Source organism: Amycolatopsis sp. DSM 110486 (assembly GCF_019468465.1).
Lineage (GTDB): Bacteria > Actinomycetota > Actinomycetes > Mycobacteriales > Pseudonocardiaceae > Amycolatopsis.
Window position 1 is genome coordinate 6,848,089 of record NZ_CP080519.1, and the last position, 16,584, is coordinate 6,864,672.

Genomic DNA, 16,584 nt, shown 5'->3' on the forward strand with positions numbered 1-16,584 from the left:
AGTCGTGATCCACAACCTGCTGGTCGCCAACCGCGGCGAGATCGCCCGCCGCGTTTTCCGCAGCTGCCGCGACGCCGGCATCGGCACGACGGCCGTGTTCTCCGACGCCGACGCCGCGGCCCCGCACACGCGCGAGGCCGACGTCGCGGTCCGGCTGCCGGGAGACGCGCCGGGAGAGACGTACCTGCGCGCGGAGCTGATCGTGAAGGCCGCGGCCGACGCGGGCGCCGACGCCGTGCACCCGGGCTACGGGTTCCTGTCGGAGAACGCCGCGTTCGCGCGGGCCGTGCTCGACGCCGGGCTCACGTGGGTCGGCCCGCCGCCCGCCGCGATCGAGACGATGGGCTCCAAAGTGGAGTCGAAGCGGATCATGGCCGCCGCCGGTGTGCCGGTGCTGTCCGAACTGGACCCCAGTCAAGTCGGCGACGCCGATCTGCCGTTGCTGGTCAAGGCTTCCGCAGGCGGCGGCGGTCGCGGTATGCGGGTGGTCCGGGAGGTGAGTGAGCTCGCCGAGGCCGTCGAGAGCGCCCGGGCCGAGGCCGGTTCCGCGTTCGGGGACCCGACGGTGTTCTGCGAGCGTTACCTCGAGACGGGCCGCCACATCGAGGTGCAGGTGCTCGCCGACAGCCACGGCACGGTGTGGGCGGTGGGGGAGCGCGAGTGCTCCATCCAGCGCCGGCACCAGAAGGTGGTGGAGGAAGCGCCGTCGCCGTTCGTCGACGACGCCATGCGCGCGGAGCTGTTCGACGCGGCGCGCAAGGCCGCGTTGGCCATCGACTACGTCGGCGCGGGCACGGTGGAGTTCCTCGCCGGGCCGGACGGTCGGTTCTACTTCCTGGAGATGAACACCCGCCTGCAGGTGGAGCACCCGGTGACCGAGAACGTCACCGGCCTCGACCTCGTGGCGCTGCAGCTTTCCGTGGCCCAGGGCGCGAAGCTGCCGCCGGAACCGCCTGCGCCGCAAGGGCATTCGATCGAGGTCCGCCTCTACGCCGAAGACCCTGCCGCGGGTTGGCAACCGCAGAGCGGCACGCTGCACACCTTCGAGGTGCCCGGCGTCGACCGCGAGTTCACACACGGCGCGGGGCTGCGGCTCGACTCCGGCGTGGAGAGCGGGTCCGTCGTCGGCGTGCACTACGACCCGATGCTCGCCAAGGTCATCACGTGGGCGCCGACGCGCGACGAGGCCGCCCGCCGGCTCGCCACCGCGCTGGCCGGGGCGAAGATCCACGGCGTGGTCACCAACCGCGACCTGCTCGTGAACATCCTGCGCCACGACGCTTTCCTCGCGGGCGAGACCGACACGGCGTTCTTCGACCGCCATGGCCTCGGCACGCTCGCGAAGCCGCTGGTCAGCGGTGACGGGGAAAAGCTCTCCGCGCTCGCCGCCGCACTGGCCGGCGCCGCGGGCAACCGCGCGGCCGCGACCACTCTGGGCCGTCTGCCCAGTGGCTGGCGCAACGTGCGTTCGGTGGGGCAGCGCAAGGTTTTCACGCGCGGGGACACGACCCACGAGGTCCTGTACTCGCTCACCCGGGACGGCCTGCGGGCCGAGGGGCACGACGACGTGCGGCTGGTCTCGGCGGAGCCGGGCCGGGTAGTGCTCGACGTGGCGGGTGTGCGACGCACGTTTACCGTCGCGCGGCACGGCGAAAAGTCCTTTGTCGACTCCGCGCTCGGCTCGGTGGCGTTCACGGCGGAGCCGCGGTTCGCGGACCCGTCGGCGGCGCTGGCGGCGGGCTCGCTCGTCGCGCCGATGCCGGGCACGATCGTGCGGCTGGCGGTGGGCGTGGGCGACGCCGTGGCGGCGGGGGATCCGCTGCTGTGGCTGGAGGCGATGAAGATGGAACACCGGATCGCGGCCCCCGCCGACGGCGTGGTCACCGAGCTGCCGGTGAAGGTCGGGTTGCAGGTCGAGGTCGGCACGATTCTGGCTGTGGTGGGAGAAGCTGTGGTGGGAGAACGAGCATGAACGCGATGAACTTCGTCGAGCCCGAGGAGCGCGTGGCGCTGCGCAAGGCGGCTTCGGAACTGGCGCGCAAGTACGGGCACGAGTACTACTCGAAGAAGGCCCGCTCGGGCGAGAAGACCGTCGAACTGTGGGACGAGGCCGGCCGGCTCGGTTACCTCGGCGTGAACCTGCCCGAGGAGTACGGCGGCGGCGGTGCGGGCATCGCCGACCTCGCCGCGGTGCTGGAGGAGTTCGCGGCCGCGGGTTCGCCGTTGCTGCTGATGGTCGTCTCTCCGGCGATCTGCGGCACGGTGATCTCGCGCTTCGGCACGGACGAGCAGAAGAAGCAGTGGCTGCCGGGAATTTCCGACGGCAGCAAAAAGATGGTCTTCGCCATCACCGAGCCCGACGCCGGGTCCAACTCGCACAAGATCACCACCACCGCGCGCCGCGACGGCAGTGATTGGGTCCTGAGCGGACGGAAGGTGTTCATCTCCGGCGTCGACGAGGCCGACGCGGTGCTCGTGGTCGGGCGCACGGAGGACGCGAAGTCGGGCCGCCTCAAGCCCGCGCTCTACATCGTGCCCACCGACACCCCGGGCTTCGAGTTCAAGCAGATCGAGATGGATCTGGTCTCGCCGGAGAAGCAGTTCGGCCTGTTCCTCGACGACGTCCACCTGCCGGCCGAAGCGCTGGTGGGGGAGGAGGGCGCGGCGATCGCGCAGCTGTTCGCGGGCCTGAACCCCGAACGCATCATGGGCGCGTCGTTCTCGCTCGGCACCGCTCGCTACGCGCTCGACAAAGCCGTAGCGTACGCCAACGAGCGCCAGGTGTGGGGCGCGCCGATCGGCTCTCACCAGGGGCTGGCGCACCCGCTGGCGCAGATCAAGATCGAGCTGGAGCTGGCGAAGCTGATGACGCAGAAGGCGGCTTCCCTCTACGACTCCGGGGACGACTTCGCGTCGGGCGAGTCGGCCAACATGGCCAAGTACGCCGCCGCGGAGGCCGCGATCCACGCCGTGGACCAGGCCGTGCAGACGCACGGCGGCAACGGGCTCGCGACCGAGTACGGCCTCGGCACGCTCGTGACCGCGGTGCGGCTCGGGCGGATCGCGCCGGTGAGCCGCGAGATGGTGCTCAACTTCGTCGGGCAGCACACCCTCGGGCTGCCGAAGTCCTATTAGGAGTGAGTGTGTCTGAGAAGACTGAGAGGTCTCTGGCGGGCCGCACGATCATCATGTCCGGCGGCAGCCGCGGCATCGGCGAGGCGATCGCCCTGCGCGCGGCCGCCGACGGCGCGAACGTGGCTCTGCTGGCCAAGACCGCCGAACCGCACCCGAAGCTGCCCGGCACGATCTACACCGCGGCCGAGGCCATCGAGAAGGCCGGCGGCAAGGCGCTGCCCATCCTCGGCGACGTCCGCGACGACGAGGGCGTGGCCGCCGCGGTGGCGAAGACCGTCGAGCAGTTCGGCGGCATCGACATCGTGGTGAACAACGCGAGCGCGATCGACCTCACGCCCACCGAGCAGGTGAGCATGAAACGCTACGACCTGATGCAGGACATCAACGCGCGCGGCACTTTCCTGCTGTCCAAGCTGGCCATCCCGCACCTGCGCAAGTCGGCCAACCCGCACGTGCTCACGCTGTCGCCGCCGATCAGCCTCGACGAGAAGTGGTTCACGGCCGGGCACCTCGCGTACAGCATCGCGAAGTACTCGATGAGCCTCGTGACCGTCGGGCTCGCGGCGGAGCTGAGGAAGGACGGCATCGCGGCGAACTCGCTGTGGCCGCGCACCACGATCGACACCGCGGCGATCCGCAACGTCGTGGGCGCGGAGCTGGCCGACCGCAGCCGCACGCCGGAGATCATGGCCGACGCCGCGTACGCGATCCTCACCCGGCCCAGCCGCTCGACGACCGGCAACTTCTTCCTGGACGATGAGGTGCTCGCGGCCGAGGGCGTCACTGATCTGTCGAAGTACCGGATCGGGTCGTCGGAAGCGGACCTGCAGCTCGACTTCTGGGTCGATCCGGCCTGATGCTCCGGGAACCGCAGCAGGAGCGCAGCCGCACCACTCGCCGGCGGCTGATCGAGGCCGCGATGGACTGCATCGGCGAGCGGGGCTGGCACGGCGTCACGGTGGCCGTGATCGCCGAACGCGCCGGCGTGTCGCGCGGCGCCGCGCAGCACCACTTCCCGACGCGCGAGGACCTCGTCGCGGCGGCCGTGGAGCTGCTCGGCGAGTCGCAGATCACCGAGCTGCGGACGAAGGCCGACAGCCTGCCGACGGGCGCGTCGCGGATCTTCGGGGTGGTGGAGATGGTGCTCAACCTCTACACCGGACCCCTGTTCCGTGCCGCGCTGCAGCTGTGGGCCGTGGCCTCCAGCGACGAACAGCTGAGGTCGACGCTGGTGCCGCTCGAGGCGCGCGTCGGCCGCGAGGCGCACCGCGTGACGGTGGAGCTGCTGGGCGTCGACGAGGCGAAGCCAGGGGTCCGCGAGCTGGTCCAGGCCACCCTGGACCTGGCCCGCGGCCTCGGCCTCGCCAACCTGCTGACCGACGACACCCGCCGCCGGCGCCAGATCGTGCGGGAGTGGGCCCACACTCTGGAGACGCGACTGTCCGGAACCGGCGAGGCCTAGTGAACGTCACAACTTCGGCCTAATACGATGTGGTTGTTAACACATTCGGCCCAACGGACGATGACTCCGAGTAAGTGGCTCCACCAGGAAGAAGGTCGGTACCGGTGTCCGGTTCAGAAGACGCGGCAGTCGAGCTGACGCACCGCGCGATGGCGATGCTCAGGGCGGTCGCCGCCCACCGCGCGGAGATGACCACGAGCAGCGAGCCCGACCTCTTCATCGACGGTTTCGCTTGCTGCGACCAGATGACCGCCCACAACCTCGCACACGGCGGCTACATCCGCCCCGCCGTGCAGGACGCCGCGGGCCGCGTGCCCGCCGAGCTGACCGAGGCCGGGCACGCCGCGCTGGAGATCACCGTCGCCGCCTGAGTCGACCACGCGGTCTCGCGAACGGGTGAAGGTTTCGCTTGCCCGTTCGGGTGACCCTTCGGCTCGGGTCGGTGCCCCTGGCCTGGGGTCGGGCTTGCGTGTGAGTGGTCCGGTCGTGACCCTCGCACGGTGAGGTTCAACCACCGCGCCGCCAGCCGCAGTTGCTCGCGGATTTCGCGCGTGACCAGCCGGTTCTTGCACCGGTTCCGGGGCGCATATCGCTGGTCCGGTCGGGCCCTCGGGTAGCGAGGTCGAACCACGCCGCCTCGGCTACGTGCGGGCTTGCCTCGCGAATCGGCTTCACACCGCGCGCTGGTGGTCCAGGCCCCTGCCCTCGGCCGATGAGGTCGGACCACCTCGCCCGCGGTAGGACTCCGCCGTCAGAGCTGCGAGCGGATCTCGCCCGCTCGCGCCGTCACGGTGTCGAGGACGCGTTTCGCCGCCTCCAGGTCCTCAGGGGCGATGCCCGCGAACAGTCGATCGCCGGCCGCGGTCGAGTCCGCCGTCAGGCGTTCGACCAGGTCCCGCGTTGCCGGGGTGACGTCGACGACGTCCCCACTGGTCAGCCGACCCGCCGACACGAGCCGGTCCACCACCGAGCGCACCACCTCGGCGGGCGCGACGGCCGTCGCCGCGATGGTCTCCACCAAGGTGTCGGCGGGCTGGGCGCCATTGGCCACCGTCCGCAGGACCACGTATTCGGTGAAGTCCAGACCTTCGCGGTCCAGTAGCGCGGTGAGCAGGGAACGAGACGCCGCGGCGGCCAGGTTCAGGTCGCGGCCGCCGACGGCACGGGCTGTGGTCATGGTCTTCTCGCTTCCGGTGGGGTCCTCACCCAGCAGCGTCTGCAGGGTGTGTCGGAACCGGCGGGTCCGCGCGCTGCGGGAGCCGCCGAGGTCCGCCGTGAGCTCCTCGTGCAGGTCGCGCACGAGGGCGATCGCCTCGGTGATCACCTCGTGGCCCCGGGCGGTGAGGTCGAGCCGCACCGCGCGCGGGTCGTCCGGGTCCGGGGGACGGGTGACGAGGCCGGCCTGTTCGAGCGCCCGCGCCAGCTTCGACACGTGCAGCGCCTCGAGTCCCGTGTGGTCGGCCAGTTCGCGCTGGCTCGGCCGGACCCCGCGCACCACGAGGCCGGTGAGCGTCGCCAGCAGCGAGTACTGGGCGTGGGTCAGGCCGAGCGGCTTCACGGTCCGGTCGACGGCCGCCCGCCACTTCATGGACAGCCGCCACACGAGGTGACCGGTGGTCGGGTTCTCGAGGCGCATGAAAGATAATGTACATGGATACTATGTCCATGGCTACTATCGACCGGAAGAAACGGGGATCCCGAAACCAAGGGATCCCCGTCTTCAGGCAGCTCAGCCCTGGTACCCGGCCACGATCTTCGTGAACGCGTACTTCTCCTGGTCGATGCCGCTGCACTCGCCGCCGCCGCTGCAATCGCGGTTGGTGGCCCAGAACGTGAAGCGGCCGAGGTGGTGGCTCGAGGCGTAGTCGCGGATCGAGGTGAAGTTCGCGACGGACACGTTCTCGCCGGCGTTGTCGGTCTTGCCGTTCATCGACGACAGGCCGCTGTGCCGGTAGGCCTCGTCGTCGCTCCAGCCGAAAGCGGACTTCAGCTGGTCCTTCAAGCCGTCGACGGCCGACTTCGTCATCGCGGCCATGTCGCCGCCGTCGGAGAAGTCGAAGGGCATGACCGACCAGACGTCGACGTTCGCGCCGATCGCCTTGGCCTGCGTGATGAGGCGGCTGCCCCACTCGGTCGGGCCCTGCGGGCTCGTGCCCATCGTGATGACGACGCGCACGCCCGGGTTCTTCTGCTTGGTGATCTTCACTGCGTTCAGGATCCGGTCCTGCACCGTCGCGTTCTCGAACTCGTCGGTGTTCTCGATGTCGAGGTCGATCGCCTTGAGCTGATAGGCGTCGATCACCTTCTGGTACGCGCCGGCCAGGTCTTCCGGCGACCCGCACTGCGAGCCGAGCTTGGTGCCCGACCAGCCGCCGAACGACGGGATCACGTCGCCGCCGGCCGAGCGGATCTTCTGGATCAGGGCGGCATCCGAACCGTTCAGGTCGCGGTTGCCGTCCCACTTCGGGTTGCAGCCGCCGTCGGACAGCATGAAGGCCAGCGTGAACGCCTTCACGCCGGTGGCCGACATGGCCGCAGCGGGGTCGGTCTGCCCGCCCCATTGGTACAGGTACGGCGAAGCGAGCACGGGGTCCGGCGCGGCCAGCGCCGACGGGGCGAGGCCGAGGGTGGTGGCCAGCGCGGCGCCCGCGGCGAGCGCGACGGTGGCCAGACGGCGCAGGGGTTTCATTGGTCCTCCAACGTGGGACGCACGCGTGAGCGCGCTTGTGTGGAGCACCTCCGATGCTTGATGCGGCGGTATCAACTCAGAGGAGCACTCGGCAGGGATGTGTGCCCCGCCACAATGGACTAGACCATTGACAAGTGTCAAGGTTCCGGCTCGGAAAGAAAAAAACCCACTGTCTTTGGCCCCGGCTCCGCCGGGGCGATCTCGCGCTGGGGTCGGCTCCAACGAATCGGCGAGCCCGCGGCGATCGGTCGCCACGGGCTCGCTCGGTGGTGCTGAAGAGACGGGTCAGGACTGGGCGTAGCAACGCTCGAGCTCGTCGAGCCGGTAGAAGTGGCTGCCGCGGTGCACCGGCGCGCAGCTCGCCTTGAACGCGGTCTGCTTCTCGTTGTAGAGCATGCGCACGAGGTAGCTGTGACCGTCGGTGTAGAGGTCCCACTGGATGTTCGCCGCCATCGGCGCCACCTGCGCGCCGCGGAACGGGTTGTTCGCGTAGGTGAACAGCTTGCTCTCGGGCTGCTGCTTCGTGGCGCCGGGCAGGCCGAGCAGCGACGCCAGGGGGAAGATCTCCTCGGCGTGGGTGAAGCGCAGTTCGGCATCGCGCGTGGTGGTGCCGGCGCGCTTGGCGTCGAGCTGGGCGAACATGTCGCCGAGCAGGCCGCCGGCCATCTTGTACGTGATGTCGCTGCCGGAGAACGCGGGACCGTTCTCGTAGAACGAAGTCACGTCGTCGAGGTAGCCGAACCACGAGGCCTCGTCGAGCGTGATGTAGCGGTCGAAGTGCCAGTGGCCCTCGCCCGCGAGGTCCACGGTGACCTGGTCCATCGAGTACAAGGCGTCGGCCGCGGCGACCTCGTCCTTGAACTCGGCGTGCTTCCCGGCCGCGATCTCGTCCACGAACTTCTTCGAGAAGCTGCGCTGCAGCACCGAACGCGCCACGGCGTGCGTGTGCGGCTGGTCCGTCGCGGCCTTCTCGGCGGCGGCGACGCGCGGGTCGTTGTCGACGTAGTCGTTGTACTCGACGTTCGACTTGTGGAAGTACAACAGGGCGTCGTCGGTGCGGGTGGCTGTGGTCGCCAAGCCGGGCTTCGCCGCCTTCAGGCCGGCGACGAACTCGTTGGCACTGTCCACCGTGCGCTGCTGGCTCGACGCGACGACGTCGATCTTCGGCGTCGTTCCCTTTGCCGCGTCGGCGAAGAGCGACGGCAGCCGTCGCACCATGCGCTGCGCTGTGGTGCGCATCTCGTCGCGGCCAACCTGGGTGAGCAGGCCGTAGCCGTCACGGGCGTTGGCGGCGAGCAGCGCCTGCACGTCCGGGCCGAGCTGCTTGCCGACGCCGGTCAGCGCGCCCTCGGACTTCGCGGTGTTCCACAGCGCCAGCAAGGCGTCGCCGTCGTCGCTGTCGGACAGCGTACGCGCGCCGTGGCGCGAGACGTTCTCGGTGAACACCGGGCGGAACGACGAAGGCAGCCGCTCGTAGGAGTACAGGTTGCCCTGCGGCTCGTAGGCGGTCTTGGTGGTGAACGCGTCCTGGTTCGCGTTCCCCTCGTGCGCCTGCGCCGGCAGGGCGAACAGCCCCGACAGGGCCAATGCGGCCCCGCCGATTCCGGCCACAACACGTCTCATCGAGCTACCCCGCTGTCTGGTCTGGGTGAAAGGACGGCTCAGTAGACACGCCGGTCGTGACGCGGTTCGGGACAGCGGGTATCGCGCCGGTGAATTCCCGGGGTTCCGGTGAGCGGGAAACGCGGTGGTGGGGCGCGCCGTTGCCGTCGGTCCCGGCGGCGACGTTCGTATCGGTGAATGTGTCGGCCGAGGCGATCGCGCCGGCGGCCACGATGCGGCGAATGGTGTTCATGGAAGCTCTTCTTCTCGTCGGTCCGAAACCGTGATCGGCTTCGATCGGACGGTTTTCCGAGCACCCCGCCGGCTGACCACCGCGGCCCGGTGATCACTCTCACCGCGTCCGGGACCCATCCGCGCGGCATCGCGGCTCTGAAGCACCTGCCCACTTAAGGAGGTGCCGCAACCGCGGTGAACCGGCTATTTTGCCGAAATGGTGGGGGATCCGGCGACGGCCGGAGGGGGTCGCCGGCGCCGGTTTCCTGTCGCTGTGGCGAACTGGGAGCTGTGGCGCGTGCGCACCCGCGCGCTGGCGGCGTTCGTGGTGTGCGTGGATGTGGTGGCGCTGGCCGCGACCATCGCCGTGGCGGTGCTGGTTCCCTTGCCGCTCACGGGTTCCGCGCGGTTCGCCGTGCTGGTCGCGGGGCTGTTGGTGAGCGCGGAACTGAGCCGCTCGGCCGAACGCGGACGCGGGGAAACGTTGCTGGGCCCGGGTTTCGGCACGCCGTGGGTGTTCGCCGGCGCGGTGGTGCTGCCGCCGGTGCCCGCCGTGGTGCTCGCGGTGGTCTCGGGCGCGCACCGGTGGCTGCGCGTGCGGCGGCGCGCGCCGTACCGGCAGGTGTTCGAGGTGGCCGCGACGGCGCTGGCCGTGCTGCTCGTCGGCCGGTTCCTCGCCGTGACGGTGCCCGTCCCGCCGAGCTCGCTGGGCGATGTCCGCTTGATGGGACTGCTAGTGGTCGCGGCCGTCGTGTTCACGCTCGTCGACGCGGCGCTGACCGGGGTTGTGCGGGGCTACCGGCAGGGTGTGGCGGGGCTGCTGTTCGACGTCGCGATGGTCGGATTGGGTATCGCACTCGCCTGGGCCGTGGTGGATTCGCCGCTCGTCGTGCCACTGCTCGCCGCGGCGCTCGTGGTGCTGCACCGCGGCGGCGTCGGCGCCACCTCGCGCGCCGAGCCGACGGCGGACGCGGGCACCGGCGCCCTCACAGCTTCCGCCTGGTGGGACGCCGTCCGTGTGCAGCCGGCCCCGGCGTACTCCGTGCTGGTGCTCGACCTCGACCGGTTCGGCGACGTCAACGCCCGCCACGGCCGCCGCGTCGGCGATGCCGTGCTGCGGGCCATCGCCGACGCGTTGCGCGACGAAGTCCGCTCCGCCGACCTCGTGGGGCGCTCCGGTGGTGGCGAGTTCGCCGTGTTCCTCCCCGGCACCAAGCCGTTCGACGCGCTCGCCATCGCCGAACGCATCCGCTTGCGAGTCGCCTCGACAGCCGTCGCGTTGAAGGCGCCCTACGGCAGCCCGCAGTTCGCGTGGGCGACCGTGTCCGTCGGCGTCGCCTCCCGTTCCACTGACGCCGACACGGCGGACGCGGTCTTCGCGGCCGCTGTGAAAGCCGTGCGGCGCGCGAAAGCCGGCGGTCGCAACCGGACCGTGTGTGCCGGTGCTTCGGAAGCGCAGTAGGTCAGTCCGAAGTGGACGGGACGCCGATGTCCTCGAACCACAGCTGCGGCCGAGTCTCGATGAACTCCTCCATCAGCGCCGTGCACGCGGGGTCGTCGAGGACGTCGATGCGCACGCCGTGCTCGGCGAGCCAGTCGTGGCCGCCGGAGAAGGTCTTGGCTTCGCCGATGATCACCCGCGGGATGCCGAACTGGCGCACGAGGCCGCTGCAGTACCAGCACGGCGAGAGCGTGGTGACCATGATCGTGTCGCGGTAGTGGGGGCGGCGCCCGGCGTTGCGGAACGCCGTGGTCTCCGCGTGCAGCGACGGGTCGCCGTCCTGCACCCGGCGGTTGTGGCCGCGGCCGAGGAGCTTGCCGGAGTGGTCGAAGAGGGCCGCGCCGATCGGCACGCCGCCCTCGGCCTTCCCGAGCTCGGCCTCCTCACGGGCGACGGCGAGCAACGCGTGCGGATCGATCTGCATGGCCCACACTTCACCGGCCCCGCTCGCGGAAGGCAAGTCCACGGACATCGAGGACAGATCCTGTCCGCGATGTCTGGCAGAGTGGCCCGCATGTACGGAACCTCGGAGCGGCTGCTGCGCCTGTTGTCCCTGCTGCAGGCCCGCCGCGACTGGCCGGGGCCGGACCTGGCCGACCGGCTCGGCGTCGACGTGCGCACGGTCCGCCGCGACGTCGAGCGCCTGCGTGGCCTCGGTTACCCGGTGCACGCGACGCCGGGGGTCGCGGGTGGCTACCGGCTGGGGGCCGGCGCCGCGCTGCCACCGTTGCTGCTGGACGACGACGAGGCCGTGGCCGTCGCGGTCGGGCTGCGGACGGCGGCGAACGGCACGGTGTCGGGCATCGAGGAGACGTCGGTGCGGGCGCTGGCCAAGCTCGAGCAGGTGCTGCCCGCGCGGCTGCGCCACCGCGTGAGCGCCATGGGCTCGGCGATGCTGCAGCTCGGTGGCGGGGGACCGGTCATCGACGCCGAGGTGCTCACCGTGATCGCGTCGGCCTGCCGCGACCACGAGCGGGTGCGCTTCACCTACGCCAACCACACCGGCCAGGTCACCGAACGCGACGTCGAGCCCCTGCGCCTGGTCCACACGGGTCGTCGCTGGTACCTCGTCGCCTACGACCTGGGCCGCGACGGCTGGCGTACGTTCCGCGTCGACCGCATCGAAGGTGTGCCGGCGCCCGGGTTCCGCTTCACGCCGCGCGAACCGCCCGCGGAAGACCTCGCCGCGTACGTGTCGCAGGCGATCTCTTCGGCGCCGTACGCACACCAGATGTCCCTGCTCGTGTCGGTGCCTGCGGAGGTGCTCGCGGCCCGCGTGCCGCCGACCGCCGGCACCGTCGAGCCCGTGGACGAGCACACGTGCCGGCTGCGCACCGGCGCGACCGACCTCGCCGCGGCGCCGTTCTACCTCGCGCAGTGGGACTACGACTTCGTCGTGGAAGACGCGCCGCCCGGCCTGCTCGACCGGCTGGCGCGCATCGCGGAACGCTTCGCCTCGGCGGCGGCGCGCAGCTGAGCCGGTCGAGGGGTCAGGCTGTTCGCGTGCCGAGCATCCGCAGCACCAGCTCGCTGTACTCCTTGCCAAGCGCGGCCGGCGTCTGGCGCGTGCGCTCGCTGTACCAGCGGGCCACGTCGACACCCAGCGACAGCACCGCGCGCGCCGCCGTGTGCGAATCGGTCACGGAGAACGCACCGGACTCGGCGCCCGCGGCGATCACGTCGCGCACGATGCGCTCGATGCGCCGCCGCAGCTCCGTGACGACCTCGAACTCCTTCTCCGGCAGTGCGTTGAGCTCGTACTGCACCACCCGCGCCACGGTGTGGCGCCGCGCGTGCCAGGCCACGAAGTCCTCGACCACGAGCCGGATGCGCTCGACCGGGTCCTCGGCCTTCTCCAGGGCGTTCTCCACCAGGGCCAGCGTCTGCTCGTGGCCGCTGCGGCTGATCTCGAACAGCAGCGCCGCCTTCGACGGGAAGTGCACGTACAACGCGGCGGGGCTCATTCCCGCAGCGCTGGCGATGTCCCGCGTGGTCGTGGCGTGGTACCCGCGCTTCGCGAAGGACTCCACCCCGGCCAGCATCAGCCGGCGCGCGGTCTCGGGCTGCACGTCGGGCCACAGCTCGGCCGAGAGCGAAGTCGTCATCCGGCGATCCTCCCAGATCTGCTGCCGCGCCCGGCGGGCGTGAACCGTCCACCCAGTCTAAGCGGTTGCTTTGTGCAGGGATCCGGTGACTATTCCCCGATTCTGGGATGCCGTACCTGAAACCCTGGCGGACATCAAGGTCCAGACCCGCGGAAGGCAGCTGGTTTTCGTGCTGGTCAGCCGCGTCCTGTCGTCCGGAGGTACGGGCTCCGGGCCGGTGGGCAAGGCGTGACCCTTCTCGTGCAGCCGAACCGTGGAGTTCGTGTGGTTAAGATCGACAGGACGCAGGACACAGGGCGAGGGCCCCGCCGCGGCGGCAGGCCGTCTCGGTGTCGAGGCGGATCAAGAGCGTATCGAGGTGGGGTCGTCTCCGGTCGTGGACGCGACCTGGTTGATATCGGAGCTGTTGATACGACAATTCGCGGCGAAGGCTCTGATGACGGCGAGGCTTCTTGACGTTTGCGGCCGGATTTTCGTTTGGTTCGATAATCCTTGGCCTGGTCGAGGCGTAGCACCGCGGTAGCTCGCCAGGGGCGGGCTCGCCGCCTCACGTCCCTGTCCGTGCGGCAGGCCGTAAGCCCGGCGCCCGGTTCGTCGCCGGAGTGACGCCCTACCAAGGTTTCGGCTTGATCGGTGTGTGAGATTGCCTGCCGCAACGCGGATCGTGGTTCGATCACGGATCGTGGTGTGTTTAGGTGGGCGTCCCCGCCGATGGAGTGAAGCATGCCCGAACCGGTTGATCTATTGAACGATGACGCCGCAGACACGGCAGCGGATTCGCCGGTGTTCGTGGACGCGACGGGGCGGCGGCGGAAGATCTTCCGCCGAGTGGCCGTCGGCGGAGGGGTTCTGACGATCGGGTACGTCGCGGTTCTGGTCGCCGCGTTGCTGGGTGCCCCGGTTCCGGCGCCGCTGCTCGTCCCGATCACGCAGCTCGGCCCCGGGCACACCGACGTCGCGACCACGCCCGCGGATCCGCCGGAGCAGAGCACCACGACCGACGCCTCGCCGGCACCGGAATCCAGGGCCGACTCCACCCCTGGCCGTGGCGGCGCCGGTCCGGTCGACACCGGCGGGGTGCCCTCGGCCACCACCGGGCAGCCGCCCGCCGAGACGGTTTCAGGCCCCGACCACCGCAATACCCACGCCCCGGACACACCACCGGGTCAGGCTGACCACAGCAAGAAGCCGCGGCCCTGATGGCCACCGGCCGCCACCGGCCGCGGAGAGGCGCTCCGGCCCCACGCGCGCACTGGTTCCTGCTGATCGTGGTGCTGGCCGCCGTCGTCGGCCTGCTCGCGCTGCACGCCGTGGTTCTGGGGGAGTTCCACAGCGACGAGACCGCGCCCCAGATGACCTCGTCAGGCGTGCCCGACGAGGTGCGCACCGGCGGCTCCCTGATCGATGACCGCAACGGCTCGCCGGACGTGCGGCGCCCGCCGGACAAGACGCTGGCCCTGACCTTCGACGACGGACCCGACCCGACCTGGACTCCGGCGGTCCTCGCCGTTCTCGACCGCTATCACGTCAAGGCCACGTTCTTCGTCACCGGCGGGCACGCGGCCGAGTACCCGGGGCTGGTGCGCGACATCGCGGCTCACGGTCACGACATCGGCAACCACACGGCCACCCACGTCGATCTCCGTTCGGCCAGCGACCTGCGGACGCAGCTCGAGCTGCGCTTCACCGATCTCGCCGTGGCCGGTGCGGCCGGGAAGTCCCCGGCGTTGGTCCGTCCGCCGTACTCCGCCACGCCCGCTTCGATCGACAACCCGGCCTGGGCGTCGATCCAGCGGATCGGCGCCGACGGCAAGATCGCTGTGCTCTCCGACACGGACTCCGAAGACTGGCAGCGGCCCGGGATCGCTTCGATCGTCGCGAACTCGACCCCGAAGGACGATCGGGGAACCGTCCTGCTCATGCACGACGCGGGCGGTGATCGTTCGCAGACCGTCGCCGCGCTCGACCGGCTGATCCCGGAGCTGCAGGCCAAGGGGTGGCGGCTGGGTCCGGTGAGCGCCGCGGTCGGTCTCGGCTCGGCCGGGGCTCCCGCCGGTTTCGGCCAGCGAGCGGCCGGCTGGCTGCTGATCGGCGCGGTGCAGGCCAGCGGCGTGGTCGCGAGTGCGCTGACCGTGCTGCTGATCGTCGCCGGTGTGCTCGCCGGGCTGCGCACCTTGGTCACGCTGATCACCACCGCGATGCACGTCCGGCGGCGCCGGTCGAGGAGGCTCGGCGCCGTCACCGCACCGGTGACCGTCATCGTCCCCGCCTACAACGAGCGGGCCGGGATCGAGGCCACGATCCGCTCGGTCCTCGCCTCCGACCACCGCGTCGCGCTGATCGTCGTCGACGACGGGTCGACCGACGGCACCGCCGAACTCGTCGAGAAGTACGTCGGCCGGCGCGTCCGGCTGATCCGCCAGGCGAACGCGGGGAAGGCCGCGGCGCTCAACGCCGGCATCGCCGCGGCGAGCACGGACCTCGTGGTGCTCGTCGACGGAGACACGGTGCTGGAACCCGGCACCGTGCGCACCTTGGTCCAGCACTTCGCCGACCCCGGAATCGGGGCGGTGTCCGGCAACGCGAAGGTCGGCAACCGCCGCGGCCTGCTCGGGCAGTGGCAGCACATCGAGTACGTCATCGGGTTCAACCTCGACCGCCGGCTCTACGACGTGCTGCAGTGCATGCCGACCGTGCCGGGCGCGATCGGGGCCTTCCGCCGGTCCGCGGTGCTGCGGCTCGGCGGCATTCCCGTCGACACGCTGGCCGAGGACACGGATCTGACCATGGCCATGGAACGCGCCGGCTGGCGGGTCGTCTACGAGCAGGAGGCGCGGGCCTGGACCGAGGCGCCGACGACGCTCGGGCAGCTGTGGAAGCAGCGGTACCGGTGGTGCTACGGGACGCTGCAGGCGGTGTGGAAGCACCGCCGTGCCGTGCTCGAACGCGGTGCTGCCGGCCGCCTGGGCCGGCGTGGCCTGCCGTACCTGCTGCTGTTCCAGGTGCTGCTCCCGGTGCTGGCGCCTCTCGTGGACGCCGCCGCGCTCTTCGCGATCCTCACCAGCGACGGGCTCGCCGTCGGCGCGTACTGGCTGGTTTTCCTGGCGCTGCAAGCGATACCCGCGGGGATCGCGTTCCGGCTCGACGGTGAGCGCCTGCGTTCGCTGTTGCTGCTTCCCCTTCAGCAGTTCGTGTACCGGCAGCTGATGTACCTCGTCGTCGTGCAGTCCGTGGTGACCGCGCTCGCCGGGGCGCAGCTGCCGTGGCAGAAGCTTCAGCGCACCGGCCTCGACGCCGACGCTGCGAACCTGCCCGGCGGCTCGTAGCGGGCACCGCATCGCGGTGGGTCCGGGATCCGTGAGCTTCGCTCACGGCTCGTCAGCAGGAGGCCCCACCCCTGCGCCGTGATCGTCTCAGTGCGCACGTCGAAGGAGCCCCCGCCGCCGGCCATCAGTGAACTCCGGTCCCGGGTGCGGCCTGGTGATCGAGCAACCGCGTCTCGAGGCCGGCTCAGTTGCGGGACAGGTCGTCGGTCGCGTGGCGGCTCTGGTGTGCCGCAGGAACCCGGCGAGCAGCTCGGGTTCGGCCTCGCTGTAGTCCGCGAGGATCTCGGCCATCGCCGTGTTCCTCCCGGCGTGGAGCCGGAACAGCTCCCGTTGCGCCCGCGCACGATCCAGCCGCCGTGCGCCGTCCGCCGACCTGGTGGTGGAACAGCGACAGCTGGGTGCGCAGCTCGCGCAACGACTCCTTGACGACCAACGTCGAACGCCGCCGGCGATGGGCCTGGCGCGGATGACCGGATAGTACGTAACTCATATGATATGATAATCGTATGGCATGAACTCAGGCTCGGGGA

Annotated in this window: 15 protein-coding genes; 9 read left to right on the forward strand and 6 right to left on the reverse strand. The window is 70.6% G+C overall.

Going from position 1 to position 16,584, the window contains the following annotated elements; all coding sequences use genetic code 11:
* Nucleotides 1–4: 4 nt before the first annotated feature.
* From K1T34_RS33590 to K1T34_RS33610, 5 genes are all read left to right on the forward strand, one after another.
* Nucleotides 5–1,972 carry a biotin carboxylase N-terminal domain-containing protein gene (locus K1T34_RS33590; protein WP_220238764.1) on the forward strand — a complete coding sequence of 656 codons (1,968 nt, stop codon included), beginning with the start codon at nt 5–7 and terminating at the stop codon, nt 1,970–1,972.
* On the forward strand, nt 1,969–3,135 hold the full coding sequence (locus tag K1T34_RS33595; RefSeq protein ID WP_220238765.1) for an acyl-CoA dehydrogenase family protein: 1,167 nt from the start codon (nt 1,969–1,971) through the stop codon (nt 3,133–3,135). The genes K1T34_RS33590 and K1T34_RS33595 overlap by 4 nt, the downstream gene beginning before the upstream one ends.
* 8 nt (nt 3,136–3,143) lie before the next feature.
* Nucleotides 3,144–3,992 carry an SDR family oxidoreductase gene (locus tag K1T34_RS33600; RefSeq protein WP_370643432.1) on the forward strand — a complete coding sequence of 283 codons (849 nt, stop codon included), beginning with the start codon at nt 3,144–3,146 and terminating at the stop codon, nt 3,990–3,992.
* Entirely contained in the window at nt 3,992–4,597 is a 606-nt protein-coding gene (locus K1T34_RS33605) for a TetR/AcrR family transcriptional regulator (RefSeq protein ID WP_220238766.1), read from the forward strand. The genes K1T34_RS33600 and K1T34_RS33605 overlap by 1 nt, the downstream gene beginning before the upstream one ends.
* Nucleotides 4,598–4,701: 104 nt before the next feature.
* Nucleotides 4,702–4,968 carry a hypothetical protein gene (locus K1T34_RS33610; RefSeq protein WP_220238767.1) on the forward strand — a complete coding sequence of 89 codons (267 nt, stop codon included), beginning with the start codon at nt 4,702–4,704 and terminating at the stop codon, nt 4,966–4,968.
* A 380-nt stretch (nt 4,969–5,348) separates the two neighbouring features.
* On the opposite strand, the gene K1T34_RS33615 is transcribed toward K1T34_RS33610, so the two are convergent.
* The 4 genes from K1T34_RS33615 to K1T34_RS33630 all read right to left on the reverse strand — a co-directional run bounded on the left by K1T34_RS33615 (nt 5,349) and on the right by K1T34_RS33630 (nt 9,141).
* Nucleotides 5,349–6,233: a MarR family transcriptional regulator gene (locus tag K1T34_RS33615; RefSeq protein WP_220238768.1), complete on the reverse strand. Its 885-nt coding sequence runs from the start codon at nt 6,231–6,233 to the stop codon at nt 5,349–5,351.
* Nucleotides 6,234–6,326: 93 nt separating this feature from the next.
* Entirely contained in the window at nt 6,327–7,286 is a 960-nt protein-coding gene (locus tag K1T34_RS33620) for a chitinase (RefSeq protein ID WP_220238769.1), read from the reverse strand.
* A gap of 285 nt (nt 7,287–7,571) precedes the next feature.
* Complete coding sequence (locus tag K1T34_RS33625) at nt 7,572–8,909, reverse strand: histidine-type phosphatase (RefSeq protein ID WP_220238770.1); 1,338 nt, start codon at nt 8,907–8,909, stop codon at nt 7,572–7,574.
* 4 nt (nt 8,910–8,913) lie between these two features.
* On the reverse strand, nt 8,914–9,141 hold the full coding sequence (locus tag K1T34_RS33630) for a hypothetical protein (RefSeq protein WP_220238771.1): 228 nt from the start codon (nt 9,139–9,141) through the stop codon (nt 8,914–8,916).
* A gap of 255 nt (nt 9,142–9,396) precedes the next feature.
* Between K1T34_RS33630 and K1T34_RS33635 the strand changes: the two genes are divergently transcribed.
* Nucleotides 9,397–10,584, forward strand: a complete 1,188-nt coding sequence (locus K1T34_RS33635) for a diguanylate cyclase (RefSeq protein ID WP_255637741.1) — start codon at nt 9,397–9,399, stop codon at nt 10,582–10,584.
* A gap of 1 nt (nt 10,585) precedes the next feature.
* Here the strand turns inward: K1T34_RS33635 and K1T34_RS33640 are convergent, their stop codons facing one another.
* Nucleotides 10,586–11,047: a nucleoside deaminase gene (locus tag K1T34_RS33640; protein WP_220238773.1), complete on the reverse strand. Its 462-nt coding sequence runs from the start codon at nt 11,045–11,047 to the stop codon at nt 10,586–10,588.
* A gap of 90 nt (nt 11,048–11,137) precedes the next feature.
* On the opposite strand from K1T34_RS33640, the gene K1T34_RS33645 reads away from it, so the two are divergent.
* A complete protein-coding gene (locus K1T34_RS33645) occupies nt 11,138–12,100 on the forward strand; it encodes a YafY family protein (protein ID WP_220238774.1) in 963 nt (320 codons plus the stop codon).
* A gap of 13 nt (nt 12,101–12,113) precedes the next feature.
* Here the strand turns inward: K1T34_RS33645 and K1T34_RS33650 are convergent, their stop codons facing one another.
* The gene (locus K1T34_RS33650) at nt 12,114–12,728 is read right to left on the reverse strand and encodes a TetR/AcrR family transcriptional regulator (RefSeq protein ID WP_220238775.1); all 615 of its coding nucleotides are present in this window, start codon (nt 12,726–12,728) and stop codon (nt 12,114–12,116) included.
* Between the two features lie 723 nt (nt 12,729–13,451).
* Here K1T34_RS33650 and K1T34_RS33655 point away from each other — a divergent pair.
* Together K1T34_RS33655 and K1T34_RS33660 are read left to right on the forward strand one after the other, a co-directional pair.
* A complete protein-coding gene (locus tag K1T34_RS33655; protein WP_220238776.1) occupies nt 13,452–13,928 on the forward strand; it encodes a hypothetical protein in 477 nt (158 codons plus the stop codon).
* A complete protein-coding gene (locus K1T34_RS33660) occupies nt 13,928–16,054 on the forward strand; it encodes a bifunctional polysaccharide deacetylase/glycosyltransferase family 2 protein (RefSeq protein WP_220238777.1) in 2,127 nt (708 codons plus the stop codon). Before K1T34_RS33655 ends, K1T34_RS33660 begins: the two co-directional genes overlap by 1 nt.
* The last annotated feature ends 530 nt before the right edge of the window (nt 16,055–16,584 follow it).

What these genes read in the sequence shown, in the direction of transcription:
- K1T34_RS33595 (WP_220238765.1), top strand. Translation starts at nt 1,969, where the DNA reads ATGAACGCGATGAACTTCGTCGAGCCCGAGGAGCGCGTGGCGCTGCGC.
- K1T34_RS33605 (WP_220238766.1), top strand. Translation starts at nt 3,992, where the DNA reads ATGCTCCGGGAACCGCAGCAGGAGCGCAGCCGCACCACTCGCCGGCGG.
- K1T34_RS33615 (WP_220238768.1), bottom strand. Translation starts at nt 6,233, where the DNA reads ATGCGCCTCGAGAACCCGACCACCGGTCACCTCGTGTGGCGGCTGTCC.
- K1T34_RS33620 (WP_220238769.1), bottom strand. Translation starts at nt 7,286, where the DNA reads ATGAAACCCCTGCGCCGTCTGGCCACCGTCGCGCTCGCCGCGGGCGCC.
- K1T34_RS33625 (WP_220238770.1), bottom strand. Translation starts at nt 8,909, where the DNA reads ATGAGACGTGTTGTGGCCGGAATCGGCGGGGCCGCATTGGCCCTGTCG.
- K1T34_RS33630 (WP_220238771.1), bottom strand. Translation starts at nt 9,141, where the DNA reads ATGAACACCATTCGCCGCATCGTGGCCGCCGGCGCGATCGCCTCGGCC.
- K1T34_RS33640 (WP_220238773.1), bottom strand. Translation starts at nt 11,047, where the DNA reads ATGCAGATCGATCCGCACGCGTTGCTCGCCGTCGCCCGTGAGGAGGCC.
- K1T34_RS33645 (WP_220238774.1), top strand. Translation starts at nt 11,138, where the DNA reads ATGTACGGAACCTCGGAGCGGCTGCTGCGCCTGTTGTCCCTGCTGCAG.
- K1T34_RS33650 (WP_220238775.1), bottom strand. Translation starts at nt 12,728, where the DNA reads ATGACGACTTCGCTCTCGGCCGAGCTGTGGCCCGACGTGCAGCCCGAG.
- K1T34_RS33655 (WP_220238776.1), top strand. Translation starts at nt 13,452, where the DNA reads ATGCCCGAACCGGTTGATCTATTGAACGATGACGCCGCAGACACGGCA.
- K1T34_RS33660 (WP_220238777.1), top strand. Translation starts at nt 13,928, where the DNA reads ATGGCCACCGGCCGCCACCGGCCGCGGAGAGGCGCTCCGGCCCCACGC.